The following is an 18,732-nucleotide window of genomic DNA, read 5'->3' as shown; positions in this document are numbered from 1 at the left end:
CTTGGCTCAACGAACGGATTCGGGATCAGGCGGCGCGCGAGACGCCCGAGGGCTCATGCGCTTCTTTGGCCGCGTCGAGCGCCTGGCGAATATCCGCGATGATGTCGTCGGGATGCTCGATGCCGATCGCGAGGCGCACATAGCCGGGCGTCACGCCGGCGGCGAGCTGCTCTTCCGCCGACAGCTGCTGATGTGTCGTCGAGGCCGGATGGATGGCGAGCGAGCGGGCATCGCCGATATTGGCGACATGATAGAGAAGCTTGAGGCTGTCGATGAATTTCCGCCCGGCGTCGATGCCCCCCTTGAGCTCGAAGCCGATGAGCGCGCCATAGCCGCCTTTCAGATAGTGATCGGCGCGCTGGCGTAGTTTGCCGGTCTGCAGGCCGGGGAAGATGACCTGGGTGATGTCCGCCCGCTTGGACAGGAAGTCGGCGACCTTGATCGCATTTTCATTGTGCTGGCGCACCCGGAGCGGCAGGGTCTCGAGGCCCTGGATGAACTGCCAGACATTGAAGGGCGAGGCCGCGGCGCCAATGTCGCGTAAGAGCTTGACGCGCACCCTGAGGATATAGGCGATGGGGCCCAAGGGCTTCGCCGCCTCGGTCCAGATCGCGCCGTGATAGGCGCCGTCGGGCTGGGTGAGGAGGGGAAAACGTTCGGCATGCGCCTCCCAGGGGAAATTGCCGCCGTCGATGATGACGCCGCCGATGCTGGTGCCGTGGCCGCCGATATATTTCGTGGCCGAATGGACGACGATCGCCGCGCCATGATCGAAGGGCCGCAGGATCAAGGGTGAAGCGGTGTTATCGATGATCAGCGGCACACCGAGCTCGCGTCCGATCGCTGCCACCTCACGGATCGGGAAGACATGCAGCTTCGGATTGGGTAATGATTCGGCGTAGTAAGCGCGCGTCTTGGCATCGGTGGCGCGGCGGAAATTTTCAGGGTCCGACGGATCGACGAAACGCACCTCGACCCCGAACTGCTTGAGTGTCTGCGAGAACAGCGTGACTGTGCCGCCATAGAGGTCGGTCGAGGAGACGATATTGTCGCCGGCCTGCGCGAGATTCAGCACCGAATAGGCGGACGCTGCCTGGCCGGAAGCGACCGCGAGCGCCGCGACGCCGCCTTCGACGGCGGCGATGCGCTGCTCGAACGCATCTTGGGTCGGGTTCTGGACGCGGGTATAGATATTTCCGATCTCTTCCAGCGCGAAAAGCCGCGCGGCGTGTCCCGTATCCTGGAACTGGTAGGACGTCGTCTGATAGAGCGGCACCGCGACGGCGCCCGACACCGGGTCGGAGCGATAAGTTCCGCCGTGAAGGGCGAGCGTCTCGGGATGTTTCGAGTCGGCGGTCATGATAGTTCTCCCTGATGATCGGAATGAAAAGCTCAATAGGCGGAGGCGACGGCCGGGGCGCCGTCTCGCTCACGTGGCTCCAGCAGGTCGGCATGATGCCGGCGCGCCACGTCGGGATGCGATCTGAGCCGGCTTTTGAGGTAGTTCTTGCCGACATCGCGGAAGAGCGGGTTTTGCGGATCCTGGGTGACACCTTGCGCATGGGCCGAGAGATGCGGCGGCAATGCCAGGACCGGAATGGTCGCGTCGAGCCTGGCGCCGAAGAAAAACGGCACCGACAGGCGGTCACCGCCGGCGGGCGGCGACACGACGCGATGGACATTGGCGCGCAGATAACCGTTGGACGCCATTTCGAGCACCTCGCCGATATTGATGACGAAAGTGCCGGGAATGGGCGGTGCATCGATCCAGCCCGACTTACCCTCGACCTGCAGGCCTGATTGGGTGTCCTGCAGCAGGACGGTGACGAAGCCGCTGTCCTTGTGGGCGCCGACGCCCTGGTCGCCTTCGCTTTTCTCGCGCCCCGGATACCGTACGATCTTGAGGAGCTGATTGGGCGCCGGTGTGTAGATCGGCTCGAAGATATTGGCCGGCTGTTCAAGCGCTTCGGCGAAAGCGCGCGTGATGCGCACCGCGAGATCGGTGACGAGGCCCAGATAGTCGAGAATGACAGGACGCAGCGACGGCAGGGCGGCCGGCCATTGATTGGGCCCCTGCAGCCTTGTCCAGGGCGGCGCGGAACGGTCGATGGCGCGCTCCGGCAGCTCGGCGCCGATATCGATCTGCTCGCGCCAGTCGGGCTTGCCACGTGTGTGCTCGAGGCCGGCGCGGTTGTAGCCGCGGAACTGCGCCGAGTTCACCATCTGGATGGCGAGCTTGTCGGCTTCTGGAAGCGCGAAGAACTGGCGCGACTGGGCAAGCACATCGCGGATGAGATGCTGCGGTACGCCATGGCCTGAGACATAAAAGAAGCCGATGCCATGCGCGGTCTCGCGCAGGCGGGCGAGAAACGCCTGGCGCCGGTTGGCCGCCTCGTCGAGCTCGCTCAGATCCAGGATGGGGAGTTTCTCGGTATGGAGTTCCGGCATGGCACATCTCGCACAAACGATCGGTGCCTGTTTGGATCGCATGCGCGAGCCACGCGGAGCAAAGGACTTATGCTAAACTATGCCTGTAGTTTTTCTTGCGCGCGCCAGCGATAGCGGGCCGCCGGATGCTCCGGCCCAAGGCGGGCTTGGCCCTGCCTGAACAATTTCTCGCGCAAAGTTCCTGGCGCATAGTCGCGCTTGTAGCGGCCGCGCTTCTGCAGGACGGGAACAACGAGATCGACCACATCGCTGAATGTCTCGGGCCTCACCGCGAAAGCCAGATTGAACCCGTCGATATCGGTCTCGTCGATCCAGGATTCGAGCTCGTCGGCGACATGGTCGGGAGACCCAACGATGACCGGGCCGATGCCCCCGATCGCCACGTGACTGGCGACTTCGCTCACCGTCCAGGCCCGTTGCGGATCGGCGCGCGTGATATTCTCGAGCGCGGTGCGCCCGGCCTCGCTCTCCACATGCTGGACGATCTGGTTCGGATCGAGGCGCGAGAAATCGACACCGGTCCAGCCCGACATCAGAGCAAGCGCCCCTTCGGGATTGGCATAACGGCGGTAATCGGCGAGTTTCGCCTGCGCATCGGCATGGTTGGGTGCGGTGATGACGGTCATCAAGGCGAAGATCAGCAAGCTTTGCGGATCGCGCCCGGCCTCGGCGGCGAGCTTGCGGATCGCCGCGACCCGGGGCGCGATGACCTGCTTGGAGGGGCCAGAGATGAACACACATTCGGCATGACGGGCGGCAAAGGCGCGGCCGGCGGGCGACGAGCCCGCCTGATAGAGGACGGGCGTGCGCTGCGGCGACGGTTCGCCCAGATGCATCGCGTCGAGCCGGTAATGCGGACCGCGATGTGAGATCCGGCGCACCCGTCTCGGGTCGGTGAACACGCCGCCTTTGCGGTCGCGAAGCACGGCGTCGTCGGCCCAGCTGCCTTCCCACAGCTGATAGACGACATCCATATAATCTTCGGCGACCGCATAACGCTCGTCATGGGCTTTCTGCTTGTCGCGGCCCATGCTGCGTGCCGCGCTGTCGAGATACCCCGTGACCACGTTCCAGCCGATCCGGCCTTGCGTCAGGTGGTCGAGCGTCGTCATCCGCCGCGCGAAGGGGAAGGGCGGCTCATAGGAGAGAGTGACGGTCACGCCGAAGCCCAGATTCCGGGTTGCCTGCGCCATGGCCGGCACCAGGAGCAGCGGGTCGTTGACCGGCACCTGGATGGCGTGCTTCAGCGCGGCATCGGCGGTGCCGCCGAACACGTCATAGACGCCGAGCACATCGGCGAGGAACAGGCCGTCGAACTTTCCCCGCTCCAGCGTCTGCGCCAGCTCCACCCAGTAATCGAGCCTTGCATAATCCTTCGACCGGTCGCGCGGATGCTGCCACAGTCCCGGCGACTGATGCGCGACGCAATTCATCTCGAAGGCGTTGAGGCGGATCTGTTTCGGCATGAGTAATCCAGGGCTCGCGCCGGCCCGTCAGTTCCACGCGTGACGCGGCGGCCTGACACCATTGAGCACGTGATTGCCGATATGGAAATATTTCCAACGCACCGGATCATGCAGCGTATGGGTGCGGGCATTGCGCCAGTGCCGGTCGAGATTGTGCTGGCCGAGCACCGTGCGCGTGCCGCCGAGCTCATGCAGCTTGTTGGTGGCGAGGATAGCGATCTCGGTGGTCAGCACCTTGGCCTCGGCGACTTTTACGGCTGTCTCCGCCACATTGTCGTCGGTCGGCTGGTGAACGATCCGGTCGATGGCTTTGCCGGCCTCTTCGAGCACCGCTTCGGCGGCTTGCAGCCTGATCTTGAGATCGCCGATCTGCGCGATGGTGAACACATCCTCATGGCCGTGTTCCTGGCCACTGTCGATCCAGGGCCTTGTGTGCTCACGCACGAAGCGGATGGTTTCCTCGACCGCGGCCAAAGCGATGCCAGCATCGACGGCGGCCTGGATGATCTGCGAGACGGCACCGTTGGAGGAGGGGTTCTCGCCGCCGAGATAGGCCGGGATCACGCCCGACGGGTCGACGCGGACATTGGCGATCGAAACATTGCCGCTCGCCGTCGTGCGCTGGCCGAAGCCCGACCAGCTGTCGGTGATGGTGAGGCCCGGCGCATCGCGCGGAACGATGGCGAGATGGACTTTGCCATGGGGGTCGACGGCGCCGATATGGATGTAATGGGCGAACAGCGCGCCGGTCGCGTAGAATTTCTCGCCATTGACGACATAGCCGTCGCCCTCGGGTCGGATCGTCGTCTCGAAGGCGCCGACATGCCGGCTCTTGGCCTCGGAAAACGCATTGCCCAGCCGATAGCCTTTGAGCACGCGCCCGAACCACAATTTCTTCTGTTCCTCCGAGGCCGAGGCGCGGATCGCATCGAGCGCGGCCAGATGATTCTGCGGCATCTGGCCGATCGAGGGATCGGCGGCAGAGACGATCTTGATCACTTCGGCGAGCGTTGCGAAAGAGACTTCGGCGCCGCCATAGGCTTTGGGAACCGTGATGGCCCACAGGCCGGTGCTCGAGAACCGGTCGATCTCGGCGGCGGGCAGGTGCCGTGTGCGGTCACGCTCGGAGGCTTCGGCGGCGAACTCGACCGCCAGGCTGCGCGCCAGTGCCACGGCTTCTTCATCGGACGTGATCACATGGGCGGTGGGCGCCGGATCGAAGCTCGGCGCTGTGGCAAGGCTGGTCATGGAGGCCTCCATCGGAATGTTCGCGCTTTATATCTATCGGCGCGGCCGACAGGGGTCAGCTCAGATAAATTCCGGTCTGCCTTTAGTTTTTTGTTCTGTCGGTTACAGTGGGCTGTTTACAAGCCGTTGAAATGCCAGCTTAGGCCGGCGCGAACGGCGTGGAAATCCAGATCCGCCTCGCTTTCTCTCTGGCCTTCGGGAAGGTCGAGCTTGACGTCGATCTTGCCGAGATCGGTATAGCGATATTCGAGGAACGCGCTCAGCTCGTCGGTCACGGCATATTCGACGCCGCCACCGATCGTCCAGCCCCATTTGGTCTCCTGGTTGTCGGCATCCGCGTCCGAGAGATTGTTATCGATCGAGAGCTCGGCGCCGCCGACCGCGAGGCCGCCGGTGGCATACAAAAGAGCGCGATCAGCCGCAAAGCCGGCACGCAGCCTGAGTGAACCCAGCCAGTCGATCTTGCCCTCGAGATCTGAAAGGGGGAAATCATTGATCGAGACTTCGGTATCGCCCTTCAAATCGGCGAATTCGATATCGCCCACGACGCCGAGGACCAGGCTGTCCGACTGCCAGTTATACCCGGCATGCAGGCCGCCGACGAAGCCATCGAGATTCAGGGACCCGCTGTCCTCTTCAAACGAAAAGACGGGCGGACCATTCTCGGAATTCTCGGTTGATGTATCATTGTTGCCCCAGGCGTAACCGCCTTGCAGGCCGATGAAGGGGCCGGTCCAGTCATAGACCGCGGGCTCAACGATATCGGCGGCCCGCGCCGCATTCATGCTGGCGCTCACCAGAAGGAAGCCGGCACCTGTCAAAAGAAGCTTATTCACCATGAGAAGTCCCCTGGAGACCTGACGATTCCCTCGTCCGTACTCTGACGATACGGACCGGAACCGTCAACTGCCACGGGATGGATCGGGGCATTTCTACCGACGGTGTAACATAAAAGGCACTGTCGCCATTCTCATCGCAGTGTCCGAAGCCCCCGGCACATGCGGTGAAGCCAGGGCTCGGACTCCAGATCCAGGAGCTTCTTGAAGCTCTGGCGAAAGGGTTCTTGTCGCCAGGTGAAATAGGCCGAATAGGCCTCTTCATCCGCGGCCAGTTCTTTGAGATATGCAGCCAATTTTCTAGGCTCGGGAAAGTCGGCCGCCTTTATGAAGCAGTTTTCGCCAGGGGCGAAATCCTCGATATTCGGCGCCCCGAGATAGACCGGCACGGAGCCCGCCTGCAGCGGCTCGAAGAATTTCTCGGTGACATAGTCACGGCTGCAGGCGTTCTCGAACGCGATGGTGAAGCGGTAATGCGCGATCGCGGCGAGCTTTGACGGGATGCCGCGATCATTGGCCAGAGTGCGGTTGCGCATGAAGGATCCATAGGAATCGATCGCCATATGCCGTGCCAATTCCTGCAAATAGGCTTGGCGTCCGCTATGATCATACCGGCTCGACACGAAGGACGCGGCGAGCACCGGCTCATGCTTCGGGACCGGCGGCCGGCGGAAAGCCTCGACCATCACATGCGGGATCACATAGGTGACCGGCGCGTCCGAGGTGAGCCGATAGGTCATGGTCAAGTCGAAATGGCGCATGAACCTGATATTGCGCGACCAGGGATAATGCTCGTCGCATTCCATCGACCAGCCGATCCAGCGCTGCCCCGGCCGTTTCTCGAAAGGAAACCGCCAGTCCCATTCGGACCTGGCGATCATCTGATCCTGCCGCCAGTCGGGGATGTGAAAGACGACGGCATCCGCTTCAGTAAGGCGCGCCCGGTCGGTGGTGACCTCCACGTCCGGCGGAAATGGCGCCGCGGGTATGTTTCCGCCCATCGAATCGTGGATCAGGACCAGCATGGTGAGAACCTAGCGAGCAGAGTGTGATTGCTCAATCAGGGGCAAGGCGGTTAGAGTTCCATCACATGACGAAAGCTGACCCGTTCTACCGCCGCATCGAAGGGCTCGTCCGCAATGAGATCGAAGGCGGCTATTTCGTCAGCGACGTCGCGCGCGGAAAGGTCCACTTTCTGAACCCCACCGCGGCAGCAGTGTTCGAGCTCTGCGATGGCGCGCATGACGCCGATGCCATCGCTTCAGTACTTACCGCCGCTTTCGGTCTCGCGGCTCATCCCACGTCCGATGTCGAAACCTGTCTCGCCTCTCTGCGCGATGAAGGACTCATCGAGGCCGTGCGTTGACAGTCCGGAGCGGCGCAATTACAAGTGGCGGTCGAGGGATGATCTGTGCCGGAAAGGGTATGATATGGCTGCTGCCCATACAAACGCGATCGACTCTACCAACGCACTTAAGAAGGTGGCGGCACTTGCCGGCGCAAGATATGAAGCGCCGAGAATTCTCTCTTACGCGCTCGATGACGTGAAGCCGCTCGCCCAGATGGCCTCGACCGGCAACGGCTGAAGAGTCCCGAGCACAGCGGCCGCGCCATGAAAGGGCGGGGCGCGCCATGACCGGCCGGGTGAGTGTCTGCGCCGCCATGATCGTGCGGGACGAGCAGCATTTCCTGCCAGGCTGCCTGGCCTCGCTCACAGGAACCGTCGATGAGATCGTCATCGTCGACACCGGCTCGCGCGATGCAACCATCGATATCGCCAGCAGCACCGCCAATGTCCGGCTGCTGCATCACCCATGGACGGGGGACTTCGCCGCCGCGCGCAACAGGGGCCTCGATGCGGTGCGCACCCAATGGGTGCTCTATATCGATGCTGATGAGCGCCTGAATTTGCCGTCCGGCGGCGCGCTCGGTGATTATATCGATGCCGGCGCGCTTGCCGGCCTCGTACGTTTCAGGCCGAAAACAGGCTATACGCGCTATCGCGAATGGCGCCTCTTCCGCAACGATCCGCGCCTGCGCTTCGAAGGCCGGATTCACGAGACGGTCGAGCCCGTCATCCGGGCGATCAGCGCCCGCGAAGGCCTTACCATCCAGCAGACGGAGGCCGAGATCGATCATCTGGGTTATGACGGCGTGCAGGCGCACAAGCATGCACGCAACCTCGGCCTTCTCGAAGAGGCGGTGCGCATTGATCCCGACCGCGCCTATTTGTGGCAGCATCTCACCGAGACGCTGGCGGCGATGGACCGTCCGGAAGAAGCCAAGACCGCGGCGCTGGCAGGCCTCGCCGCCGCCGCCCGCCGGCCTTCCGACAAGCAGAACGCCGCCGCCAGCCTGATCACACAGTTCCTGGCGCGCCGCGCGCTCGAAGCGGGTGAAGATCCGCTGGCGCTTGTCGAGGACGGCCTGGCGCGTCTGCCGGAAGATCACGCTTTGACCTTCCTGCAGGGCCGCGCGCTCCTCGCCGCCGGTCGGCCGGAAGACGCGCTCGCCATTGCGGGGCGCCTCGCCGCCATCGATCCCGATGCGCTGACTGCCAGGATGCTTGCTTTCGATCGTCGCATCTTCGAGGAGCAGGCCTGCGAGCTGGCGGCGGTGGCGGCGTTGCGCCTCGGCCGGCAGACCGAGGCCGCGGCCTGGTTCGACAAGGCGGCACGTTTCGCGCCCGATGATCTCTCCTACCGCCTGCGGGCCAGAGCGCTTGCGGCGAGCACTGCCCCATGACGGCGAAATTCAATCTCGTCCTGGTCCATAGCGCGGGATGGCAGGCGGTCGCCGACTTCGAGGCGATCAAGCGCCATGTCGAAGAGCTGGCGCCCGACATCGAAGTGTTCGTCGTCTCGAACGAGATGCCCTCATCCTATACGCGCAAGAAGGCGGCGGCGCGGCCGAGCCTCGTCTTTTCGCCGATCAGGCTGCTTGCCTTCGCGCCGGCGCGCGGCAAGGTCTATGCCGGGCAACCGATGTCCAAGCTCGTCGAGATGCAGAAGCTCGCCGCCGGCGGCATGCGGGTGCCGCGTTTTACGGAGATCCGGCCCGACACGATCCTGTCGCCGAAAGACTACGGGCCCCATACGATCGTGAAGGCGTCCTACGCGTTTGCCGCCTGGGGCCAGGGCATCGAATTGCAGCTGACCGAGAATGTGCGCTACCGGCCGCCGGAAGACTATCCGAAAGACCATCCCGGTCGCCGCGCGCCGATGGTGGCGCAGGCCTATATCGATTGCGGCCATGCGATGAGCTGCCGCGTGCTCACGCTTTTCGGCGTGCCGATCTTCAGCTATCTGCGCCGCGCGACGAAGCCTCTGGCGCTCGCCGGAAAGACCGGACCCTTCGAGGTGCCCGATTTCCTGCCGGCGCCGCCCGACATGACGGCCCATGTCACGCAAGAGTCCGACATGCTTGCCTTCGCGGCCAAGGCCTATGGCGCCATGCCGGAGGTGGCGCTGCAGGCCTGCGATATCCTGCGCGACAAGGAGGGCGGGCTTCATCTTCTCGAAATCAACCCGGGTGGCGGCACCTGGATGTTCTCCAGCAAGAATGCGCAGGTCTACAAGGATCGGCTCGGCACCGATGATCTGGCGGCCTATTTCGATGCCTTCCAAGTCTGCGCCCGCGTTCTCGTCGAGCGCACGCGGGCCGAGGCGAAGTGAGCCTTAGTCGGGAGGAAGCTCAATCTCGACAATCCGCAATGCGCCGGGCCCTATATTTTCCAGGGCGCATTCGGCTTCCGGCGGGATCTGAATGGATTCGGCTTTCTGCAACTGCCGGGTTGCTCCCGCAATCGTCACACCGGCCGTGCCCATGAGAACGAGCCAATGCCTGGCGCGATCGAGGACGCTCGGCACGGAAATCCGTTCGCCAGGCAAGAGATCCATTTGGCGAATCCCCGGGTGGCCAGAAGATGAGGAATGTTGCTTCAACTGCTCCACGAGCTTCTTCACGCCGGATGAATCATCGCGGCGGGAGACGAGCACCGCATCGGAGGTCACCACGACGGCAAGATCGTTGACGCCCGCCAAAGCCACGAGAGGACCGTCGCTGAGGACAAGATTGTCTCTGGCCGCAACGAAAGCGGCATCCCCCTTCACGGCATTGCCGGCCGCATCGCGCCGGGACAGCTCATGGATCGTCGCCCAGGAGCCGACATCCGACCAGTCGAACGAGGCGCTGACCACCGCCGCCCGGGAGGTCTTCTCCATGACGGCATAGTCGAAGGACAGGCTCACCGCCCGGTCGAAGGCGGTGGCGTCGAGATGATGGTCCTGCCCCTCTGTCCGCGTATGACTCACGGCCTCCCGCAACGCGGCCAATGTCGCGGGATCGGTCTCTCCATAGGCATCGATCACCGCTGTCGTTTCAAACAGAAAGTTGCCGGAATTCCAGAGATAGCCTTGGCGGACATAAAGAGCGGCCGTTTCCTCATCCGGCTTCTCCACGAATCTCTTCACCGCCCGAATGCCGGGCTCCATGGCGGCACCGGCCTCGATATAGCCATAGCCGGTCGCCGGGCGATCGGGCGCGATGCCGAAAGTGACGATATGGCCCGATCGCGCCGCGCCGAGCGCCGCGCGGCAGTCGGCCCGAAAGGCTGCGATATCGTGGATCACATGGTCGGCGGCAAGCGCCAGGATAGGCGCCTCGTTACCCCGGCTGAGCGCAATGAACAAGGCCCCGGCCAATATCGCGGGCCCCGAAGCGCGGGCGTCGGGCTCGAGCAGGATATCGGCGCGGACACCCAGCTCATCCAGCTGCGCCGCGGCGAGCGACCGGTAGCTACGATGGGTGATGATGACCGGCGGGGTGAACAGCGTGGCGTCCGTCGCGCGCCGCACGGTCTCCTGGAACGTCGACAGGCCGCCGTCAAAGAGTGAAAGAAACTGCTTCGGCCGGCTTTCGCGCGAGGCGGGCCACAGCCGTGTACCGGCGCCGCCACAGACGATGAGGGGAGTAATCAGCACGGCAAAAGCATGGAGGTGTTTGTCTTTGTCGTCAATTGCCGGGAGGCTGAGCTTTCTTGCGGTCCATGGCGATCTCGATTATGTCTCGAAAGATGACATCAGGGGCCAGGCGCGCTCTCATTACCGGCATCACCGGCCAGGACGGATCCTATCTGGCCGAATTCCTGCTCGGGAAGGGCTATGAGGTGCATGGGATCAAGCGCCGCGCCTCGTCGATCAACACACAGCGGATCGACCACCTCTATCAGGACCCGCATGTCCCCGATCCAAGGCTGATGCTTCACTATGGCGATCTCGGCGACAGCTCCAATCTGACGCGCCTCCTCGCCGAAATCAGACCCGACGAAGTTTACAATCTCGGCGCCCAAAGTCATGTGGCGGTGAGCTTCGAGATGCCCGAATACACGGCCGATATCGATGCCTTGGGCACGTTGCGTCTGCTCGAGGCGATCCGTTTCCTGAAGCTGGAGACGAAGACGCGCTTCTATCAGGCCTCGACATCCGAGCTCTACGGGCTCGCGCAGGAGACGCCGCAAAACGAGGCGACACCGTTCCACCCGCGCAGCCCCTATGCGGTGGCCAAGCTCTATGCCTATTGGATCACGGTCAATTATCGCGAGGCCTATGGTCTCTTTGCTTGCAACGGCATCCTCTTCAACCATGAGAGTCCGCGCCGCGGCGAGACCTTCGTGACGCGCAAGATCACCAGGGGGATGACGAGAATTGCGCAAGGGCTCGAGCCCTGTCTCCATCTGGGCAATCTCGATGCCAAGCGCGACTGGGGACACGCCAGGGATTATGTGCGCATGCAATGGCTGATGCTTCAGCAGGATGAGCCGGAAGACTATGTGATCGCCACGGGTGAGCAATTCTCCGTGCGTGACTTCATTCTCTGGACAGCTGGGGAACTGGGCGTCGTGCTGCGTTTCGAGGGCAGTGGAGTCGAGGAGCGCGGGGTCGTGGACGCCGTCACGTCGGATCTGGCGCCGGGGATCAAGCCGGGTGATGTCATCATCCGCATTGATCCGCGCTATTTCCGCCCCGCGGAGGTCGAGGACTTGCTTGGCGATCCGTCCAAGGCGCGGGAAAAACTCGGCTGGCGCGCCGAAATCACCGCCCGGGAGACCTGCGCCGAAATGGTGGCGGAAGATCTGAAAGTCGCCCGGCGCGATGCCTTCCTGAGAGACCACGGCTTGGCGGCGGATAGCTGAATGCGCGCCACGAAACTCTATCTCGCCGGGCATGAAGGCATGGTGGGATCGGCCATCTTGCGCCGGCTGGTTGCGCGCGCGGACATCGAGTCCGTAAGCCGCAGCCACGCCGAGCTCGATCTCACTGACCAGGCCGCGGTGCGTGCTTTCATGGAAAGCGAGCGTCCTGACGTCGTGATCCTCGCCGCCGCCAAGGTCGGCGGCATATATGCCAATGCCACCTATCCCGCCGAATTCATCTATCAGAACCTGATGATCCAGAGCAATGTGATCCATCAGGCCTATGCCGCCGGCGTCAGGCGATTGTTGTTTCTCGGCTCGTCCTGCATCTATCCGCGCGCCGCGCCACAGCCGATGCGCGAGGACGCTCTCCTGACCGGAGAGCTCGAAGCCACAAACGAGCCTTATGCCGTCGCCAAGATCGCCGGCATAAAAATGTGCGAGAGCTACAACCGGCAATATGGCGTCGATTATCGTTCGGTGATGCCGACCAATGTCTTCGGCCCCGGTGACAATTTCCATCCCGAGAATTCCCATGTGCTGCCCGCACTTCTCCGCCGGTTTCACGAGGCGGCCCGCGCCGGCGCCCCGGAAATCGTGGTCTGGGGCAGCGGCACGCCGCGGCGCGAATTCCTCTATGTCGATGACATGGCCGAGGCTTCCTTGTTCGTCATGGATCTGCCGCAGGAGACCTACAGGGCGAATACGCAGCCCAGGCAGTCTCATATCAATATCGGCACGGGCGAGGATATGAGCATCGCCGAGCTGGCGCAGGCGATCGCCCGCCTCACCGGCTTCACCGGCCGCATCGTCTATGACACGACGAAGCCGGACGGCGCGCCGCGCAAGCTCATGGACACTTCCCGGCTCGCCGCGATGGGGTGGAAGGCGCGAAGGCCTTTCGAGGCTGCTCTGCAGGCAACCTATGCGTGGTATCTGCAAAACCGCGAGAGATAAAGTCAGATCTGCCTTTAGTTTTTTGTTCTGTCCGCCGGCATCGAATTGCGCGAGCCTGTGGGTCGGGCAAAAGAAGGGCGCAGGCCGATGACACCGCAGGATTATCAGCACGAGCCGACTGATGGACCACCGCTCGGCCTGCTCATCATCTTCGCGGCAACCTTCGTGCTGGGCCTCGCCGTGACGGTGCTTCTGCCGTTTCTGGTCTAGCCATCTTTGCGCCGCTCGGCGATCAGCCGGCGCGTCAAGGGTATGAGCTCGCGGCCATAATCGATGGCGTCATCGAGGGGATCGAAGCCACGAATGAGGAAGGTCGTGATGCCGAGATCGTAATAGTCGATGAGCGCTTCGGCGACCTGCGCCGGCGTTCCCACCAGCGCGATCGAATTGCCTTTGGCCCCGGTCAGAGCGGCCATGTCGGTCCATACGCGCTTGTCGAGACGCGAGCCTTGGGCAGCAGCCTTGAGCAGTCTGAGCGAGCCTTCATTGACGGGCCCGCTCTCCCGCTTGAAGCCTGAGCGTTCGATGACGGCGCGGGCACGGGCCAGCGTATCGTCGGCGCGTGCCCATGCCTTTTCTTCCGTGTCGGCGAGAATGGGCCGGAATGAGATGCTGAAGCGGATGCTGCGGCCGAGCGCTGCCGCTTCGGCGCGCACGCGCGCCGTCAGCTCCTTCACCTGCTCGAGCGATTCACCCCACAGCGCATAAATGTCGGCATGCCGGGCCGCAACCTTGATCGCGGCGTCGGAGGCGCCGCCGAAATAGACCGGCAGATGCGGCCGCTGCACCGGCTTGATGGTGCTGAATGTCCGCTCGCTGCGATAGAAGCGGCCGTTGTGATCGAAGGGGTGCTCCGCGGTCCACACCCGTTTGATGACCTCCAGATATTCATCGGTGCGCGCGTAGCGTTCCTCCTTGCCGAGGAAGTCGCCATCCTGGCGCTGTTCCGCATCATCGCCGCCGGTGATGATATGGATGCCGGCACGGCCATGAGTGAGATGATCGAGCGTGGCGAACTGGCGCGCCGTGACCGAGGGCGCCGTGAAGCCGGGCCGGTGCGCCACCATCAGCTTGAGCCTGCGGGTGACGGCCGCGATATGCTGGGAAACCAGCAGGCTGTCCGGTATCGTCGCATGATAGGCGACGAGCACACGGTCGAAGCCGCTCGCCTCATGCGCCTTGGCCGAGGTCTCGATGAAATCGACATCGATGGCGCCGCCGCGTGCAACGATGGTTTCCGAGGCCTCGCGCATTTCGACAAGCCCGATGAACTCGATACTCATGATCTCGCATCCTGGAGCGCGCCGCGGCCGGCGGCGATCCGCACCGAATCCTCTTGCGGCGAGTGCACGCGGCCGCAGAGCACATCGCGATAGTGGCGCTCGAGCGGGTTGTTCAGGCTGAGACCGGGATTGCCGGTCGCCTTGAGCGCCGCCTCGACCGCGCTGATGGCATTGCCGGTGACGGTCACTTTGATCGCGCCGGCCTCCTGCGGATCGGGTATCTCGCCGGCGTCGGCTTCGGCGGCGGCGGTGCGGATGAGGCGGCTATTGATGGCGAGCAGCGTTGCGATCTCGCCGGCGATCTCCTGAAAACGCGGCAGCGTCGCGAGCGGCTTGCCGAGATTGGCCGGCACGCGCTCGCGCAGGAAATCCAGGAACCAGCTCTGCGCCGAGCGGGCGATGCCGTCATAGACGGCCGCGATCAGCAGGCTGCTCCATATGGCCTGCTGGGAATCGCGCGCCGGAAGCTCATGGGCCGGCCGCAGCTCGCCGACATTTTCCGCCGGAATGAACACGTCCTGGAAGATCACGTCGTGGCTGGCGGTGGCGCGCATGCCGTGATGCCGCCAAGTCTCGACGATACGGATGCCCGGTGACGCGGCACGCACGAGCGCGGTGCCGATGCGCGGCTGTGGTTCATCCGTCGCCGCCCATACGGCAAGCCAGCTCAGGAGAGGAATGCCGGTCGAAAATATCTTGTGGCCGGAAAGCCGCCAGCCATTTTCGGCGGGTTTGAGCACCGTGGCGGGAATGCCGCCGCGCATCGGTGTGCCGAGCTCGGGCTCCACCCGCAGCGCATTGATGAGCGACAGCCCCATGATGGCGTCCTTGCGGATCCGCTCGATGATCTGGCCGGAGAAGCCACGCGTACCGATCGTGCCATGTTGCAGATAATGCATGGCGAGGATCAAAGCCGACGCGGGCTCCGCCTCGGCGATGCGGCCGATGACATCGCTCGCAGCACTGAGACCATAGCCATAGCCGCCGGCAAGGCGGGGAATGACGAGACGCAGGAGGCCCGCATCGGCGATCCGCGCGAGATTGGCGGCGGGAGGCTCGCCGGTCCTGTCATGCTCGGCCGCGCTCGCGGCGAGTTGTGGGAGAATGCCCTCGACGCGCGCGCGGATCGCATCGAGCGCGCTCTGATGCGGGCGGTCATTGACTCGTCTGGATTCGAACGGCAGCAGCATGGCCGGGATCATGACATGCGGGCGACCCGCGCCGGGCTTCGGAATTCTAATCTACGATGTGAGAAAATCTTCAGCGGCGGATGGTCGGACCAGGGCAGGCGGGTGAGATTTTCTTACGTAATGCGTAAGAAAAAATGGGTCGGCAGCTCTTTCCTCAGCCGCTAGTGCTCCCCACATATCTCAACCTTCGCTGGTCATCAGGACCAATCTCAGGAGTTACTGTCGTGTCTCTTCATTTTTCCCGCCGTGCGCTGCTGGCGGCTGCGCTGGCCATTTCCTCTCTCACTCTCGTCGATCGCGCCATCGCCGATCAGTCAATTCGCGTCGGCATCATGAGCGCCGAGGACGAGGATGTCTGGGCCGTCGTGTCGCAGGAAGCGGCGAAGAAGGGACTGACCATCGAGCTCGTCGTCTTCAACGACTATACTCAGCCCAACGAGGCTTTGGAGAACAACGAGCTCGATGCCAATGCTTTCCAGCACAAGCCCTATCTCGACAACCAGATCAAGACGCGCGGCTATCACATTGCGCCGGTGGGTTACACTGCCGTGTGGCCGATAGGCCTCTATTCGAAGAAGCACAAATCCCTGGCCGAGCTGCCCGACAAGGCAGTCGTCGGCGTGCCGAACGATCCGAGCAATGAAGGCCGGGCACTCCGCCTTCTGGAGGCGCAAGGCCTCATCAAGCTGAAGCCGGAAGCGGGGATCCTGGCGACGCCGGTGGATATCGTCGAGAATCCCAAGCAGCTCGAGATCCAGGAGCTCGATGCCGGCATCGTCGGCCGCTCGATCGATGATCTCGACGCCGCGGTCGTCAACACCGACTGGGCCATCAAGTCCAATCTGACGCCCGCGGACCGCGTCGCGACGGAAGCGGTCGACGACAATCCCTATCGTAACTTCATCGCCGTCAAGCAGGGCCGCGAGAACGAAGACTGGGTGAAGACGCTCGTTGCCGCCTATCAGAATGACACGGTGAAGGAGACCTTGGCGAAGGTTTATAAGGGTACGGCCTTGCCGGCCTGGTGAAACCTTCATTAATCGAATTGCTCTCGATCATGCGCCCGAATGGGCGCATGATTGTTTTCCGGATACCGATATCATGAACAATCCAACCATGCTGCGCTTGTCCGGCGTGACCAAGAAGTTCGGCGCCTATGCGGCGATCGAGGATATCTCGCTGGATGTGCGGCGCGGCGAGATCCTGGGTGTCATCGGCCGCAGCGGCGCCGGCAAGTCGACGCTGATCCGTTGCATCAACGGGCTGGAGAAGCCGGATACGGGCTCGATCGAAGTGCTCGACAGTGACGACGTGTTGCGGGACATCGTGCCGCTTGATGAAAGCGAGCTGCAGAAAGTGCGCCGGCGCATCGGCATGATCTTCCAGCATTTCAATCTGCTCTCGGCCAAGACGGTCGCGGATAATGTCGCCTTGCCGCTGAAGATCGCCGGCAGGAGCCGCGCTGAGCGGAAAGCCCGCGTCGAAGACCTGCTGCGGCTGGTCGGACTCGATGCCAAGGCGGATGCCTATCCGGCGCAATTGTCGGGCGGGCAGAAGCAGCGGGTCGGCATTGCCCGCGCCCTTGCCGCGTCACCGGCGCTGCTCCTCTCCGATGAGGCCACCTCGGCGCTCGATCCCGAAACCACCACCGCGATCTTAAGCCTTCTCAAGGATATCAACCGCAGGCTTGGTTTGACCATCCTGCTCATCACCCATGAGATGAGTGTGATCCGCGCCGTCACCGACCGGGTGATCGTGCTGGATCATGGCCGCATCATCGAGCAGGGGCCGACCGAGCGCGTCTTCGCGGCGCCTGAGGCCGACCTCACCAGACGTTTGCTCGCCGCGGCGCAGCTTGGCCTGGAGTAAGACTGAAATGATCGATCTTCCTTATCAGGCACTCCTCGTCTCGCTCGGACAGACGCTCACGATGACTTTCGTCGCGGGCGCCATCAGCTTCGTGCTGGGTCTGCCGCTGGGCCTCGTGCTCGTCGGCACCGCCGCTGGCGGCATCTGGGAGAACCTTTGGGTCAACAAGATATTGGGCTCGGTCGTCAATGCGGTGCGCTCGCTCCCCTTCATCATCCTGCTCGTCGCCTTGATTCCCTTGACGCGGCTGATCGTCGGCACGTCGATCGGCACCGCCGCCGCCATCGTCCCGCTCGCGATCTCGGCCATTCCCTATTTCGGGCGCGTCGCCGAGGTGGCGCTGCGCGAGGTCGATCGCGGCCTGATCGATGCGGTCAAGGCGATGGGCGGCAGCCGCTGGACCATCGTGCGCGAGGTCCTCGTGCCCGAAGCCCTGCCGAGCCTCGTTTCCGGCTTCACGGTGACGCTCGTCCTGCTGATCGGTGCGTCCGCGATGGCGGGGGCGGTGGGTGCCGGCGGCCTCGGCGATCTCGCCATCCGTTATGGCTATCAGCGCTTTCAGACCGAAGTGATGATCGCCGTCATCGTCGTGCTGATCGCCCTGGTTTCTCTCATTCAGGCAATCGGTGACCGGGTCGCGCGGTATTTCGATCACCGGTAACAGGAACCTGTCCGCGCGCCAAGGGTTAGACCTTACACACTCTTCAGTCTGCGAGGTCGAACATGGCGAAGGAACGGGAACTCAGGGAAAAACTTTGGCGCGCGCTCAAGTCGGACAGGACGGTCATGCTGGGGCTCGCGGGCGAGGACAGCGCCCGTCCGATGACGGCGCAGATCGAGAGCGAGGGCGGCCCGATCTGGTTCTTCACCGCCAAAGACACCGAGATCATGCACCGGCTGGCCGAGGATCACGAGGCACTGGCCACTTTCGCCTCCAAATCGCATGATCTCTTCGCCACATTGCATGGTTCCCTGCGTGAAGATACCGATCCCAAAGTCATCGAGCGGTTGTGGAACCCGTTCGTCGCGGCCTGGTTCGAAGGGAAGGATGATCCCAAGCTGGCGCTTCTGCGTTTCGACGCGGAACGCGCCGAGGTCTGGATCGATGCATCGAGCCTGATGGCCGGCATCAAGATGCTGCTCGGCTTCGATCCGAAACAGGAGTATCGCGACAAAGCGGGTGAAGTGACGCTCGGCTGACGATGCCGCGGGCGAATTACGGTTGCTCATCCAATAAGTCTT

The 18,732-nt window shown here is 63.2% G+C and carries 19 protein-coding genes and 1 pseudogene; 11 read left to right on the top strand and 9 right to left on the bottom strand.

The genetic code is table 11. From position 1 onward, the window contains the following. Positions 1–25 precede the first annotated feature (25 nt). The 6 genes from JHL16_RS29695 to JHL16_RS29670 form a co-directional block, all read right to left on the bottom strand. A complete protein-coding gene (locus tag JHL16_RS29695) occupies positions 26–1,360 on the bottom strand; it encodes an O-acetylhomoserine aminocarboxypropyltransferase/cysteine synthase family protein (RefSeq protein WP_200188486.1) in 1,335 nt (444 codons plus the stop codon). 32 nt (positions 1,361–1,392) lie between these two features. Then, entirely contained in the window at positions 1,393–2,448 is a 1,056-nt protein-coding gene (locus tag JHL16_RS29690) for an isopenicillin N synthase family dioxygenase (RefSeq protein WP_200188485.1), read from the bottom strand. A 77-nt stretch (positions 2,449–2,525) separates the two neighbouring features. Then, positions 2,526–3,914, bottom strand: a complete 1,389-nt coding sequence (locus JHL16_RS29685; RefSeq protein WP_200188484.1) for an LLM class flavin-dependent oxidoreductase — start codon at positions 3,912–3,914, stop codon at positions 2,526–2,528. 27 nt (positions 3,915–3,941) lie between these two features. Next, a complete protein-coding gene (locus JHL16_RS29680) occupies positions 3,942–5,162 on the bottom strand; it encodes an SfnB family sulfur acquisition oxidoreductase (RefSeq protein WP_246771206.1) in 1,221 nt (406 codons plus the stop codon). 116 nt (positions 5,163–5,278) lie between these two features. Next, positions 5,279–6,001, bottom strand: a complete 723-nt coding sequence (locus JHL16_RS29675) for an outer membrane protein (protein WP_200188482.1) — start codon at positions 5,999–6,001, stop codon at positions 5,279–5,281. A 131-nt stretch (positions 6,002–6,132) separates the two neighbouring features. Next, positions 6,133–7,023: a glycosyltransferase family 10 fucosyltransferase gene (locus JHL16_RS29670; RefSeq protein WP_200188481.1), complete on the bottom strand. Its 891-nt coding sequence runs from the start codon at positions 7,021–7,023 to the stop codon at positions 6,133–6,135. 65 nt (positions 7,024–7,088) lie between these two features. Between JHL16_RS29670 and JHL16_RS29665 the strand changes: the two genes are divergently transcribed. The 4 genes from JHL16_RS29665 to JHL16_RS29650 all read left to right on the top strand — a co-directional run bounded on the left by JHL16_RS29665 (position 7,089) and on the right by JHL16_RS29650 (position 9,672). Continuing rightward, positions 7,089–7,364 (top strand): PqqD family protein, encoded by a 276-nt coding sequence (locus tag JHL16_RS29665; protein ID WP_200188480.1) that lies wholly within the window; start codon positions 7,089–7,091, stop codon positions 7,362–7,364. Positions 7,365–7,428: 64 nt separating this feature from the next. After that, positions 7,429–7,584 (top strand): hypothetical protein, encoded by a 156-nt coding sequence (locus JHL16_RS29660; protein WP_200188479.1) that lies wholly within the window; start codon positions 7,429–7,431, stop codon positions 7,582–7,584. A gap of 46 nt (positions 7,585–7,630) precedes the next feature. Continuing rightward, a complete protein-coding gene (locus JHL16_RS29655; RefSeq protein WP_200188478.1) occupies positions 7,631–8,743 on the top strand; it encodes a glycosyltransferase in 1,113 nt (370 codons plus the stop codon). Further along, positions 8,740–9,672 carry an ATP-grasp domain-containing protein gene (locus JHL16_RS29650; RefSeq protein ID WP_200188477.1) on the top strand — a complete coding sequence of 311 codons (933 nt, stop codon included), beginning with the start codon at positions 8,740–8,742 and terminating at the stop codon, positions 9,670–9,672. Before JHL16_RS29655 ends, JHL16_RS29650 begins: the two co-directional genes overlap by 4 nt. Before the next feature lie 3 nt (positions 9,673–9,675). Here the strand turns inward: JHL16_RS29650 and JHL16_RS29645 are convergent, their stop codons facing one another. Further along, positions 9,676–10,980, bottom strand: coding sequence for a sugar phosphate nucleotidyltransferase (locus JHL16_RS29645; protein WP_200188476.1), 1,305 nt, complete (start codon positions 10,978–10,980; stop codon positions 9,676–9,678). Positions 10,981–11,060: 80 nt separating this feature from the next. Here JHL16_RS29645 and gmd point away from each other — a divergent pair, with 80 nt between their 5' ends. The 3 genes from gmd to JHL16_RS35350 all read left to right on the top strand — a co-directional run bounded on the left by gmd (position 11,061) and on the right by JHL16_RS35350 (position 13,358). Further along, entirely contained in the window at positions 11,061–12,191 is a 1,131-nt protein-coding gene (gene gmd, locus JHL16_RS29640; RefSeq protein WP_246771205.1) for a GDP-mannose 4,6-dehydratase, read from the top strand. Next, a complete protein-coding gene (gene fcl / locus JHL16_RS29635; protein ID WP_200188475.1) occupies positions 12,192–13,148 on the top strand; it encodes a GDP-L-fucose synthase in 957 nt (318 codons plus the stop codon). A gap of 87 nt (positions 13,149–13,235) precedes the next feature. Continuing rightward, complete coding sequence (locus JHL16_RS35350; protein ID WP_281436058.1) at positions 13,236–13,358, top strand: hypothetical protein; 123 nt, start codon at positions 13,236–13,238, stop codon at positions 13,356–13,358. Here the strand turns inward: JHL16_RS35350 and JHL16_RS29630 are convergent. Together JHL16_RS29630 and JHL16_RS29625 are read right to left on the bottom strand one after the other, a co-directional pair. Then, the gene (locus JHL16_RS29630) at positions 13,355–14,431 is read right to left on the bottom strand and encodes an LLM class flavin-dependent oxidoreductase (protein WP_200188474.1); all 1,077 of its coding nucleotides are present in this window, start codon (positions 14,429–14,431) and stop codon (positions 13,355–13,357) included. The two genes, JHL16_RS35350 and JHL16_RS29630, sit on opposite strands and share 4 nt — an antisense overlap. Continuing rightward, on the bottom strand, positions 14,428–15,621 hold the full coding sequence (locus JHL16_RS29625; RefSeq protein ID WP_200188473.1) for an acyl-CoA dehydrogenase family protein: 1,194 nt from the start codon (positions 15,619–15,621) through the stop codon (positions 14,428–14,430). The genes JHL16_RS29630 and JHL16_RS29625 overlap by 4 nt, the downstream gene beginning before the upstream one ends. A 224-nt stretch (positions 15,622–15,845) precedes the next feature. Between JHL16_RS29625 and JHL16_RS29620 the strand changes: the two genes are divergently transcribed. The 4 genes and pseudogenes from JHL16_RS29620 to JHL16_RS29605 all read left to right on the top strand — a co-directional run bounded on the left by JHL16_RS29620 (position 15,846) and on the right by JHL16_RS29605 (position 18,690). Beyond that, the gene (locus JHL16_RS29620; protein ID WP_420884575.1) at positions 15,846–16,649 is read left to right on the top strand and encodes a MetQ/NlpA family ABC transporter substrate-binding protein; all 804 of its coding nucleotides are present in this window, start codon (positions 15,846–15,848) and stop codon (positions 16,647–16,649) included. Between the two features lie 73 nt (positions 16,650–16,722). Then, positions 16,723–17,463: pseudogene (locus JHL16_RS29615) on the top strand (methionine ABC transporter ATP-binding protein); the annotation flags it as partial. A 34-nt stretch (positions 17,464–17,497) separates the two neighbouring features. Then, positions 17,498–18,151 (top strand): methionine ABC transporter permease, encoded by a 654-nt coding sequence (locus JHL16_RS29610; RefSeq protein ID WP_200188471.1) that lies wholly within the window; start codon positions 17,498–17,500, stop codon positions 18,149–18,151. A gap of 62 nt (positions 18,152–18,213) precedes the next feature. After that, the gene (locus JHL16_RS29605) at positions 18,214–18,690 is read left to right on the top strand and encodes a pyridoxamine 5'-phosphate oxidase family protein (RefSeq protein ID WP_200188470.1); all 477 of its coding nucleotides are present in this window, start codon (positions 18,214–18,216) and stop codon (positions 18,688–18,690) included. Positions 18,691–18,732 lie beyond the last annotated feature (42 nt).

This window comes from Taklimakanibacter albus (assembly GCF_016595235.1).
Taxonomy (GTDB): domain Bacteria; phylum Pseudomonadota; class Alphaproteobacteria; order Rhizobiales; family Aestuariivirgaceae; genus Taklimakanibacter; species Taklimakanibacter albus.
This window is presented reverse-complemented; position numbering and strand designations above follow the sequence as displayed.